This window comes from Nocardia noduli (genome assembly GCF_019038455.1).
Lineage (GTDB): Bacteria > Actinomycetota > Actinomycetes > Mycobacteriales > Mycobacteriaceae > Nocardia > Nocardia noduli.
On sequence record NZ_JAFMPL010000056.1, the window covers coordinates 37,559 to 48,805 of the forward strand.

Annotated in this window: 13 protein-coding genes; 3 read left to right on the forward strand and 10 right to left on the reverse strand. The window is 66.4% G+C overall.

The annotated features are described in order from the left end of the window. Positions 1–15 precede the first annotated feature (15 nt). Positions 16–1,209 (forward strand): AI-2E family transporter, encoded by a 1,194-nt coding sequence (locus JZ792_RS25295; RefSeq protein ID WP_308165450.1) that lies wholly within the window; start codon positions 16–18, stop codon positions 1,207–1,209. On the opposite strand, the gene JZ792_RS25300 is transcribed toward JZ792_RS25295, so the two are convergent. From JZ792_RS25300 to JZ792_RS25315, 4 genes are all read right to left on the reverse strand, one after another. Next, entirely contained in the window at positions 1,210–1,554 is a 345-nt protein-coding gene (locus tag JZ792_RS25300; RefSeq protein WP_216914081.1) for a hypothetical protein, read from the reverse strand. A 70-nt stretch (positions 1,555–1,624) separates the two neighbouring features. After that, positions 1,625–2,299, reverse strand: coding sequence for a L,D-transpeptidase family protein (locus JZ792_RS25305; RefSeq protein WP_216914083.1), 675 nt, complete (start codon positions 2,297–2,299; stop codon positions 1,625–1,627). A 105-nt stretch (positions 2,300–2,404) separates the two neighbouring features. Then, entirely contained in the window at positions 2,405–3,991 is a 1,587-nt protein-coding gene (locus JZ792_RS25310; protein ID WP_308165451.1) for a bifunctional phosphatase PAP2/diacylglycerol kinase family protein, read from the reverse strand. Positions 3,992–4,059: 68 nt separating this feature from the next. Then, the gene (locus JZ792_RS25315) at positions 4,060–6,129 is read right to left on the reverse strand and encodes an acyltransferase family protein (RefSeq protein ID WP_216914087.1); all 2,070 of its coding nucleotides are present in this window, start codon (positions 6,127–6,129) and stop codon (positions 4,060–4,062) included. A gap of 230 nt (positions 6,130–6,359) precedes the next feature. On the opposite strand from JZ792_RS25315, the gene JZ792_RS25320 reads away from it, so the two are divergent. Then, positions 6,360–6,587 (forward strand): hypothetical protein, encoded by a 228-nt coding sequence (locus tag JZ792_RS25320; RefSeq protein ID WP_216914089.1) that lies wholly within the window; start codon positions 6,360–6,362, stop codon positions 6,585–6,587. An 11-nt stretch (positions 6,588–6,598) separates the two neighbouring features. On the opposite strand, the gene JZ792_RS25325 is transcribed toward JZ792_RS25320, so the two are convergent. Genes JZ792_RS25325 through JZ792_RS25335 form a run of 3 tightly spaced genes read right to left on the reverse strand, consistent with a single transcriptional unit; the run spans position 6,599 to position 8,834 of the window. Then, entirely contained in the window at positions 6,599–7,462 is an 864-nt protein-coding gene (locus JZ792_RS25325; RefSeq protein WP_216914091.1) for a sterol desaturase family protein, read from the reverse strand. Positions 7,463–7,464: 2 nt separating this feature from the next. Further along, entirely contained in the window at positions 7,465–8,178 is a 714-nt protein-coding gene (locus JZ792_RS25330) for a FadR/GntR family transcriptional regulator (protein ID WP_216914093.1), read from the reverse strand. A gap of 23 nt (positions 8,179–8,201) precedes the next feature. Next, the gene (locus JZ792_RS25335) at positions 8,202–8,834 is read right to left on the reverse strand and encodes a sigma-70 family RNA polymerase sigma factor (protein ID WP_216914095.1); all 633 of its coding nucleotides are present in this window, start codon (positions 8,832–8,834) and stop codon (positions 8,202–8,204) included. A gap of 525 nt (positions 8,835–9,359) precedes the next feature. On the opposite strand from JZ792_RS25335, the gene JZ792_RS25340 reads away from it, so the two are divergent. Next, a complete protein-coding gene (locus JZ792_RS25340) occupies positions 9,360–9,752 on the forward strand; it encodes a PPOX class F420-dependent oxidoreductase (protein WP_216914097.1) in 393 nt (130 codons plus the stop codon). A gap of 221 nt (positions 9,753–9,973) precedes the next feature. Here the strand turns inward: JZ792_RS25340 and JZ792_RS25345 are convergent, their stop codons facing one another. Genes JZ792_RS25345 through JZ792_RS25350 form a run of 3 tightly spaced genes read right to left on the reverse strand, consistent with a single transcriptional unit; the run spans position 9,974 to position 11,234 of the window. After that, the gene (locus tag JZ792_RS25345) at positions 9,974–10,795 is read right to left on the reverse strand and encodes an inositol monophosphatase family protein (protein ID WP_216914099.1); all 822 of its coding nucleotides are present in this window, start codon (positions 10,793–10,795) and stop codon (positions 9,974–9,976) included. Next, the gene (locus tag JZ792_RS43250) at positions 10,792–11,103 is read right to left on the reverse strand and encodes a DUF5919 domain-containing protein (RefSeq protein WP_368858166.1); all 312 of its coding nucleotides are present in this window, start codon (positions 11,101–11,103) and stop codon (positions 10,792–10,794) included. The genes JZ792_RS25345 and JZ792_RS43250 overlap by 4 nt, the downstream gene beginning before the upstream one ends. Continuing rightward, entirely contained in the window at positions 11,088–11,234 is a 147-nt protein-coding gene (locus tag JZ792_RS25350; RefSeq protein WP_438804381.1) for a hypothetical protein, read from the reverse strand. Before JZ792_RS25350 ends, JZ792_RS43250 begins: the two co-directional genes overlap by 16 nt. Positions 11,235–11,247: the final 13 nt, after the last annotated feature.

Consider the following 11,247-nt stretch of genomic DNA (forward strand, 5'->3'; position numbering starts at 1 on the left):
ACGACACTGGGCTGCGTGGTCGATCCGCCTGCCGACGAGGAATCCGTCGTCGTTAGCCCGTCCGCGTCCCGGACGGCGGATCGAGCGCGTCGGATGCCGCCCTGGTTGCCGAGGGCGATGGCGCTGGCCTTCGTACTGCTCGGTGCCTACGAACTCGGTACCTGGGCCGTGCACCGGCTGCTGGGATTGTTCGTCGTCGTGCTCGTCGCCTTCTTCGTCTCGCTGGCGATGGAACCCGCGGTGGACGGTCTGGCGGCGCGTGGCATGCCGCGCGGTCTCGCGACCGGACTGGTTTTCGTGGTGCTGTTCGCCTGCCTGGTGGGATTCAGCGCCGCGTTGGGCATCCTGCTCGTGGAGACCGTCGACAATGTGGTCGGGGAAACGCCGCGGTTGCTCAACGAATCGGTCGAATGGATCAACAGGACCTTCGATCAGGATTTCACCGTGACCCAATTGCGGGAACGGCTGCTGAAGGATTCCGATGTCATCAGCGCGTATGCCGAACGCGCGGCGAACAATGCCTGGGGACTGTCGAATACGATTCTCGGCGGACTCGTCCGATTCCTGATGATCGCGCTGTTCAGCATCTACCTGACCGCCTACGGTCCCCGGATGCGCCGCGCGATCTGTTCGCTGCTGCCTCCCCGGCGTCACGACGCGGTGCTGCGCGCCTGGGATCTGGCCATCGAGAAGACCGGCGGCTACCTGTACAGCCGCGCGCTGCTCGCCGCGATCTCGGCGATCGCGCACGGGTTCTTCCTGGCGCTACTCGGCATTCCCGACGCCGTCGCGCTGGGCATCTGGTTCGGGGTGATCGCCTCGTTCGTCCCCACCGTCGGCACCTATATCGCCGGAATCCTGCCGGTGCTGGTCGCGCTCACCGTATCCCCGATCGACGCGGTATGGATCCTGATCTTCGTCGTGGTCTACCAGCTGTTCCAGGATTACATCCTGCAACCGCGCCTGACCGCCCGCACGGTGGACGTCAACCCGGCGGTCGCGCTGCTCGCGGTACTCGGCGGCGGCGCGCTGTTGGGCGCGGTCGGCGCGCTGCTCGCGATTCCGGCGACGGCCACCGTCCAAGCGTTCCTGAGTCTCTACATCCGTCGCTACGACGTGCCCGACGATCCGCGCATCGACCACACCGCGCGGGAAGCGTTGTCCGACAAGAGCGCCGACGCGGGAGAAGACGATATCCCCGCGCGGTGATCAGCCGGTGGTGGTGATACCCGTCGACAGCTTGATCACGACCTTCTCGTCGGTGACTTCCTGCACGGTGACATCGAGCCCCTGCGCGGGCTGTGTCTCGCCGACCGGGACGAGAACCTGCTGGCCCGCGATCTTCAAGGTGACCGTATTACCGTTCACCGCAACGAGTTCGGCGTCGATGCCGAGCACACTGGCCTTGGCGTCCACACCGCGGGTGAAGGTGACGGTGCACCCGCTGACATGACAGTCGGCGCTGCTTCCCGGTCCCTCGACGGTGCACGCGGCCCCTCCCGAGACGGCGAGCAGGGCGAACAGGGCGAGGGTGATCAGTCTTCGACAACGCACGCCGCTCAGTGTAGAGCGGGGCGGGGCCTCGGGAAACGCGCTGCGCGGGACCGATGCGCCCGCGGTCCGCTCACCATAGACGTCGCGCGATCCCGATGTCGATGACCGGACGCTGGGCCGGATCCAGCCATCGCATGATGTCGCGCAGTTCGTCCACGCCGATCGCCACACATCCCAGGGTCGGCGTTCCGTCGGTGACGTGCAGGAAGAACGCGGAGCCGAGACCCGGGACGACGGGGTTGCGGTTGTAGTCCATCACCACGGCGTAGTCGTAGACCGGTCCCATCTCGCCCAGGTTCTCGCCGATGGCCTCGTCGAAGGGGCAGCCACCCGCCGAGCAGCGCGCGTGCTTGTTGTACTGCGGGGCGCGTGCGTCGGAAACCCACCAGTCCGAGGTGTCGACATGCCGGTAGGGCAACGCGGTGCCGGGATCGGGTTCGATGCCGAAGGCTTCGGTCAGCGACCACACCCCGACCGGTGTGCGCGGGATGTTGTCGGCGGTCAGTCCGACCCCGGCGCTACCGACGAAGGCCCGGACCGGGCCGATCTCGGTATGCCAGCCGTCCGGACGTCGCTGCCAGGCGGTCAGTGTCGCGGTCGTGGCACCGGGCGAGTCGGCGACCACGGTGATGACCTGGCCCGCGGTGCCGAAATAGGGCAGTGGCAGATCGGCCGCCACGTTCTCCCTCGCGCCCAGCGTGGTGGCGGCCAGCGCCGCGATGATCAGGATCTTCCGTTTGGACATCTGGCAACTCCCCGCGTCGGGTGGATCTGCCGATAGCTGAAAGATAGCTGATCATGATGTAAGCACCCGCGCAAGGGCGGAGAGGTCGGGGCGGCGATCCGCCGCCTAATCGAGGTCCCGGTTCTGCGGCCTTCCGCGTCGGAAATCCCAGAGCCGAGCCAGCGGCCTGCGATGATGCGGACGCGCGCGCGTCGCCCAGCGCGGATTGTCCTCGTCACGTCGATAGGTCGCGACCTGCCCCGCCACGGTGAATCGCAGTCGGCTCGCCTCGCCGAGGACCTCGCCGTCGGCGGCGACGGACTCGGGGGCATTCAGGTGCACGATCAGTTCGTTCACCTGTTTCTCGCTGTAGACCTTGCTGCGGCCGATGGCGGCGAGCATGAGCGCGAGCACCGCGCGGGTGCGAGAGAATTTCAGATCGGCGCGCAGCCAGCGCACATCGAGCAATCCGTCGTCGAGGCGTGAGCGGAAGGCGGGGACCGCGCCGTGCGGGTGGTAGGCGCTGTTGCCGACGAAGACGAACCACAGGTCGTGCCACTGCCCGTTCAGGCGCACGCGGATCGGTTCGGACTTGCGCAAGGTGACGATGAGCGCCGCGGTGAAAGCGGGCCACTTGCCCCACCGGTCCTGCCACTGTTCGCGCCGCCGCACCAGATCCGGATACGCGCCGAGACTGGCGGTGTTGATCCAGTGGAACGTGCGAGTCCCCTCGTCCGTCTCCAGTTCGACCCCGGCGATATCGACGCCGACGGCCTCACCCGCGCCCGTCGCGTCCACGACCTCGAGCAGGTCGTAGACGCCCAGATCGCGGGCGAAATGATTCAGTGTTCCGGTCGGGATCACCACCAGCGGCAGGGCGTGGCGCAAGGCGACGGTGGCTGCGGCGGCGATGGTGCCGTCACCGCCCGCCGCGCCCACGGCCAGCGCCTTGTCCGGCTGCGCGCCGAGCGCCTCCTCCAACTGCTCGACGCAATCGCGGCCGATCTCGGTGCGCAGTACCGTCGCCGCGGGCAGGGCGGCCTTCACATCCTCGGTGGGATCGTAGCCCGGTGCGCCGGAGACCGGATTGACAAGCAGCACAAGACCTTTGCCTTCGGTGAGCCGCGGCACCTCGGCGACGATGCGGGCCTGCGCCTCATCGGATTCGCGCACCGGCCACCAGCGCCTGGTGGCGAGGGCAACCAGGCTGCCGACCGCGGCGCCGACGACCACATCGGAACTCCAGTGCACCCCCGTGTGCACCCGTGAATACGCGACGGTGGCGGCCAGCGGAGCCACCGCGAGCGCGGTGCGCGGACTCTCCAGCGCGACCGCGGTCGCGAAGGCGGCGGCGGCCGCGCTGTGCCCGGACGGGAACGAGGACGAGGTCGGTGCGTTGATCAGCCTGCGCGGCAGCGGCAGCAGTTCGGCGGCGGGCCTGCGTCGCGCGACAAGTGATTTGAGCACCACGTTGACGACGAAACTCGCGCCGCCCACCGACACCATGCCGCGCAACGCGGCCCGGCGCGTGGCGCCCGGCTGGACGGCGAGCGCGGCCGCGACACCGGTCCACAGCAGGCTGTAGTTCGCCGATCGGGTCAGGCGCAGCAGGCCGCTGTCGACGGCGGAAACCGGGATCCCGGCCACCGCCCGGCTCACCGCCCTGTCGAATCGACCCACCCGGTGGAACTTCCGGCCCAACCACACATTCACGGGATCGACAGTACCCAGCGAGGCGCCGGGTATTCGCCCGGCGACCGAAGTCACGATGCCGCGCACGGTCACCACCATTGGGTCAGCGCGCCGAGTTGCCTGCCGAGTTCGGGTGCGAGCGATCGCGAGTAACTGGCGGTCAGGTGGTGCTCGTCGCGATAGATGAGGATATTGCCCTCGACCACCTGGCAACGGTCGGGTCTGCATATCGAGTCGGACAGGTCGAAGGGGAAGACATTGGGATAGGCCGAGGCGGGTTGTTCCGCGGGATTCTGCGGATCCAGGGCCGTCGTGCGTTCGACACCGCAACTGAACGCGGTCCCGCGATGCGCGAGACAGTCGATGGCCCGGTACATGATGCCGTCGCGGCGCAACCGAGGGGTGTCCCTGATCGCGAGTACCCGCAGTCCCCGGTCCGACAGCGCCGTCCAGATGTCGAGGAATTCCGGGGGAACCTCGTCGCCGTCGGCGTGCATGCGATAGCGGGTGCCCGGGGCGAAAACCCATTCCGGTCGGGTCTCGGCGAGCCGGTCGAGGACTTCCTCGGTCCATTCCCGGCATTCGGGGAAGGGGAATTCGGCGTAGGACGGTTGATCCGACAGCGTCAGCGGACAACCCTCCTTCAGATAGGTCACCACGCGGAAACCGTGTTCGCTACCGAGCATTTCGAAGGCGGGCAGCCAATGTTCGGAATGCGAACCGCCGACGATGGCGATGGCGCGCGCGGCATCGGGGTCGCCGTAGGTGCACACGCGGACTTCACGATTCGGGGTGATGCAGCCGTCATAGGTGGGCGCGGGCGCGTCCGCCTCCGCTTCGAAGACGGTCGGGCGCATGGCCGCTGGCTTCTGCTCGACGCTGTCGCTGAGCAGGGTCGCGGCGCCGGGATAACTGATCGCGTCGAGTGCCTGCGGCGGATGGGCCGGGTTGGCGCGCAACATCATCTGCCAGCCGACGGCGCCCGCGAAAACGGCCACGCCGGTGACGACGACGGTGACGCCGACCGCGCGGCGGTACCTCGGCGACCCTTCGGTCTTCACCTCGCTGTTCGCGCGCGTCCGCAGCGGCGACTCCACCAGTCGCTGGGTGAGGACCGCGAGGATCACCGAACAGGCGAGGATCAACAGTCCGCCGCCGGGACCCGGTGTCGCCTTGCCGTTTTCGACGAGATAGAAGATGAGCAGCGGCCAGTGCCACAGATACAGCGCGTAGGCGAGGCTGCCGAGTTCGACACAGGCCCGGCTCGCCAGCAGCCGGTTGGGCCAGGGCTGCTCGCCCGGCGGCAGACCGGCGCCCGCTAGGATCAGCGCGACCGCCGCCCCCACCGGGAAGAGCGCGGCGGGACCGGGGAACAGGTCGGCGCCGTCGATCAACAGTCCGCACGACAGGACCGCGGCCGCGCCGAGCGCGGCCGCCAGCACGCGGATCGGCATCGAGAGCCGGATCCACGGCAGGGCCACCGCCAGCGCCGCGCCGACGAGCAACTCCCAGGCGCGCGCGCCGGAATCGTAGTAGTTCCAGGCCTGGTGACGTCCCGACCCCTGTGCCGCGTACCAGAACGACACCGCGCCGAGCGCCGTGATCACCAGGAGCAGGCTCGCCCGACGCGGTCCGGGCCCGCGTCCCCGGCTCAGCCACGCCCACACCGCGGCCAGCAGCGCCATGGCGAGGTAGAACTGGCCCTGGATCGCCATCGACCACAGATGTTGCAGCGGACTCACCGACGGGTCCGCGGCGGCGTAGCTCAATTCGGCGTGCGCGAGATACCAATTCTGGTAGTAGAAGACCGAAGCCAGCGTCTGCGCGGAAATGTCACCCCACTGGGTGTAGGGCCGCGCCAAGACCGTGCCCGCGATGACGGCCGCGAGTACCACCACCAGCGTCGGCAACAACCTGCGCGCGGTACGGCGCAGCGTCTGCCACACCGCGACCCGGTCGGAGGCGTCGACCCGGCGCAACAGCATGCCGGTGAAGAAGAAGCCCGACAGGACGAGGAAGATGTCGACGCCGCCGGAGACCCGGCCCATCCAGATGTGGAAACCCACGACCAGCGCGATCGCGACACCGCGCAGCCCATCCAGATCGTGTCGGTGGGTCGCGTCGGACCGCCGCGTCACCGTCGATGTCTGTGTGAACACCCAGGACTCCCCGCCGTAAGCACCCGACCCGATTCCGGAGCCGGGTTTGCCGAATTTCCGACGAACCAAGAAAACGATGCCGTACCGGGCACACTTCAGGCAAACCGCAGATATATCGGGAGCGTACGCGAGGTTGCCGACGCGGCACGGATCACCCCTCGCGGGTGAGGTACCCCACTTCGCCCGCGACGAACCTGGAGGTCGGACCCGTGGCGACGAAGGGAGCGGATATGGCCGAGACGAAGAAACGCTCGTTGTTCTCCCGGATCTCGCCGACCCAGTGGCTGGCGCTCGGACTCACCGTGCTCGCTGTGATTTTCGTGGTGGAGAACCGCGCGAAGGTGTCCATCGAGATCCTGCTCGTCGACATCACGGCGCCGATGTGGCTCATCCTGCTGGTGATGTTCCTGATCGGCTGGGCCGCCGGATTATTGACGCGCAGACGCGGTTCGACGTGACGAAGCCGACATCAGGCCGGTTCCGCGAGGCCCGGTCCTGGCGCGGAGGTGTCGGCCGGTTTCCAGCCGGGCCCGCGCAACACGTATCCCGCCCGTTCGCGCCAGCCGCGCGCGGTGTGTAGATCACGCAGGATCGCCGCGAATTCGTGGGTGGCGACCCGTACCGGGTTGAAGGTGTCGATATTCTTCGTGAGCCCGTAGCGGACCTTCTCGCGTTCCGGTCGGAAGCTGCCGAAGATCCGGTCCCAGACGATCAGTATCCCGCCGTAGTTGGTGTCGAGGTACTGCTCGTTGGACCCGTGATGGACGCGATGGTGCGACGGCGTGTTGAACACGAATTCGATGGGCCGCCACAGCGTCGAGACCCGTTCGGTATGGATGAAGAACTGGTAGAGCAGGCTGATCGACTGCTGGAGCAGGATCATCCACGGCGGGAATCCCAGCAGGGCCAGCGGCAGCCAGTAGGGCAGGGCGGTGAACGGCGTCCACGGCTGTCGCAACGCGGTGGAGAGGTTGTAGAACCGGCTGCTGTGATGCACGACGTGACTGGCCCACAGCACCCGGATCGTGTGGTGCGTGCGGTGATACCAGTAGAAGGCGATCTCGTCGGCGAAGAACAGGGCGATCCAGGTCAGCGGGTTGTTCGTCGGCAGGTGCAGGGGCGAGGCCAGATACACCGCGGCATAGACCGCGACCACCACGAGTTTCCACCCGAGATTGATCACCACGTTGCCGAGGCCCATCAGCACGCTGGTGCGCGCGTCGTCGAACCGGTAGCCGAGTTTCTCGTCGTCGGGCCGCACCGCGAACGAGATCGCCTCCAGCGCGAGACAGAGCACGAAAACCGGTATGGCGTGGGCGATCAGGTCGAACACGGCTACTCGCTCGGTTCTTCCTGGGCGTCAACCAAACCGCTCAGCAACGTGTACGCGAGGTCGTAGGCCGCGTCCGCCGCGCGGGCGGTGATGTGTCCGGCCAACCGCTGATGGGCGTCGCGATCGACGTATTCCTTGCCGAGTCCTAGTTCGGCGATCCGTTCCATGCCGATGCCGAAATAACCGGCGACCAGGGTATTCAGCCCGAGCCGGTAGGCCAGGTTGCCCGAGCCGTCCAGGATCGCCACCCAGAACGCGATATCGGCGGCGACGACGGTGTCGAATTCCTCGGTCGGATCGGGGTAGGCGTCGGCGGCGGCCCGCACCGCTTCGAGTTGGACGTCATCGGCGCGCTGCGCGCACAGCCGCGCCGCGTCGGCCGCGATCGAGCGTCGCATCACCGCGATATCGCGCAGAATCCGCTGCGCGGGGACCGCGCCCGAGCGCGCGAGCGACGACAGGATGTCGAGCCCGGCGTTCGTGCGCCAGTCCAGTACTCGCGTCTTTCCGCCCTGCGTCACCCGGACCAGCCCGCTCTGCTGGAGCCGCTTCACCGCCTCGCGCACCGCGTGCCGATTCACCTGGAAGTTCTCGGCCAGTTCCCGTTCGCCCGGCAGCGCGTCTTCCGGGGCGATACGTCCGGCCAGGATCGCGTCGACGAGTTGACCGAAGACCTCGTCGGAGACGGCGGTGCGCGTGACAACGATGAATTCCACGTGACCAGTGTGCAACCCTCAGGTCAATTGGTCAACTGGTTGGACCAGTCATTCCATTCGCTGTTCAGCCGCACTTCCAACTGCTTCAGGCCGCAGCGGATGCGGCTCTTGACGGTCGGCAACGGGATGCCGAGCAATTCCGCGACCTCCCGATAGGTGCGGTCGCCGTAGAAGGCGAGTGCGATCGACTCACGTTCCAGCGCGGTCAGTCGACCGAGATGGTCGCGCACCGACTGATGGTCGAAACGCAGATCGACCTGTTCGGTGACCGTGTCGTGCCCCGGACGGAAATCGGCACTGCCGTAAGCGTTGTCGCGGTCCGTACTGGCCTGTTCGGCCCGGACCAGATCCACCGCGCGCCGGTGCGTGAGCATCATCAACCAGGTCAGCGGGGCCGAGCGGGAGCGATCGTATCGATCCGCGCTGTTCCATGCCTGGAGGTAGACCTCCTGCATGATCTCCTCGGCCATGGTCGGGCTCCGCACGATGCGCACCGCGAGTCCGAACACCCGCCGGTTGGTCGCCCGATAGAACTCGGCGAAGGCGTTTTCGTCCCCCGCGGCGGTGGCGGTCAGCAGGTCGCCGAGGTGATGGCGAGGAAATTCCAGCTCGAGAGAAGACGCCGCTTCGTCCCGTTGCTGTGTGGTGACTGTCATCGCTTGCTCCACATCCGGTAAGGCTGAGAGATCGCTGTACGGTGCCGAGATCAGTCGGATCGGCAGGGGCCGGGACGCGGCCATACGCTATGAAATCCCTGTTCCCCCGCATTTCGGCCCCGAATGCGGCACGCTATGTCGCGTACCGCAGTCAGTCGATCGACCGAGCGATCCGCTCGCCGATGAGCGCCGCTCGAATGTTGCTGCGATCGAGATACTGCGCACTGTATGACGTATCGCCCCCACCCGCACCCGATTTGCGCCAGATTGGGGGATTCGCAACCTGCGAAGTCTGCGTATACCGACTTTCGGTACGAAAATGGAGCCGACCTGCGGAAATATCACGCTTCGGCCACGTTCCGTGTGATCGCGGGCGTGGTCCGGACGCCTGAGAGTAGGGAGCGGGCGACCGTTCGGTGACGAACCTCACTCCGGACGCCGTCGCGGGCTCGATGAGCGATCGGGATATGGGGATGAGTCGTCCGGCCATGTTCCCGGATACCCCACACGGGTAGTTTTCGTGTGATGACCGAACTTCCTGATCACATACGAAACATGCTGGACGACAACAACTTTGCGGTGGTCGCCACGGTGAACGAGGACGGCTCACCGCACACGTCGGTGGTGTGGGTGGACAGGGATGACGACGCCCTGGTGTTCACGACGACCGCGCGACGTCGGAAAGGGCGCAATCTCGCCCGCGACCCCCGGGTCAGCGTGACCGTGCTCGACTCCGAGAATCCCTACCGGACGATCGATATCGCGGGAACCGCCGAGCTGCTGCCGGATCCGGACAAGCGACTTCCGGCGCGGTTGTCCCTGAAATACGTGGGGGAGTTACCGCCGCCGGAGCCCGCGAACGTTCGACGGTGGATCGTGCGTGTCGTTCCGGAACGGATCACCGGCTTCGGAACCTGACGCTCCGGAATTCGACGTCGGGATTTCCGGCTGTTTGAGCGTTGTGCTGTGTGGGTAATCCCGGGTTGACCTGGAATAGGTCCAGGTCAACCCGGTGTTGCGCCCCCGGCAGGAATCGAACCTGCGACCTAGGGATTAGAAGTTCCCGAGCCTCAATCGCTGTGCTAACCTGCATGTTTGCAGCTCAGCGCGAAGCGAACGGTGAAAATCCCTAGCTGCGACTAGCGTGCGCTGTTGATCTTGGTGTTGGAAGTGGCGTTAGTGAGCAACTGCACCATCTCCCGCGCGATTGCCGGATTCGCGGCGATGGTGTGGCCGGCGTCGAGACTGTGGGGGCTGCCATCCGAATCTGTGACGATGGCGCCGCCCTCGCGGGCGATCAGTACACCAGCGGCTGTATCCCATGGCTTGTTCGACATGATGACGCATCCGTCGGTCCGACCATCAGCAACCCAGACCAGATCGAGTGCCGCGGACCCGAACATCCGGACTCGCTCGACGGTCGCCGCGAGTGCGGCTGTGATCGCGAGTCGCTCGGTGTTCTTCGCCGACGCGTCATGCCCTACCGCGTAGTCGCCTATCGAGATGATGGCGTCCTGAAGCCGTGACGCACGTCCGGCCGCGATCGGAGCGCCGTTTACGAATGCGCCTTGTCCTTCGGCGGCGTAGTACTCCAGTCCCAGCAGTGGCGCGTGAACGACGCCGATTACCGGCGTCCCGCCACGAACAAGTGCGAGGGACACGGCACACAGAGGAAGCCCATGGATGAAGTTCGAGGTGCCGTCGATAGGGTCGAGCACCCACTCGAGGCCGTGCCCTTCGGCGGTGGCTGGTGATGTCGACTCTTCACCCAAGAAGCCGACGTCAGGCGTTTCCTCCTTGAGACGTCCGCGCAGCAGGGTCTCTATTTTTATGTCGAGTTCGGTCACGAAGTCGCGTTCGCCCTTGGTGTGGACTGCGCCGGGGTCGGCGGTAGCGAGCAGGTCTGCGCCTTGTGCTGCTGCCGCGCGAGCGATATCGAGTAGCGCGGCATTGTCGGTCACTCGGATGCTCTCTCTCTTCCGTCGGCCCACATGCTCTCGAAAACAGTTGCGAATGTCTCGAAGATACCTGCCTCGTTTGATCGGCGTGCTACGAAGGTCGGTGACTCGACTCCGCGGGCCTGCGGAAGGTAAGGCTGCATTACACACAGGTCGCTATCCACGATCGTGATGTTGAACCGAACCGGCGCGTCGTAGGTCCGAATCTCGATCGTGCCCGGCATATCAGAGGTAGTGAGCAGTCCCCGATAACGCGACCACCCGGGAATAGAGTCAGGTGATATTGGTGCGGTGTTCAGTTGGTTCCGCATCCCACCGGGTGGTGGGAGTGGGTGCAGGCCGCAGCGTACTCGGCCGGTGTCCGGTAGCCCAGCGCCGAATGCCGGTGCCGCCGGTTGTGGTCGGTCTTGAAATCTCCGATCACCACCCGGGCCTCGAGCAGGCTGGTCCAGTGG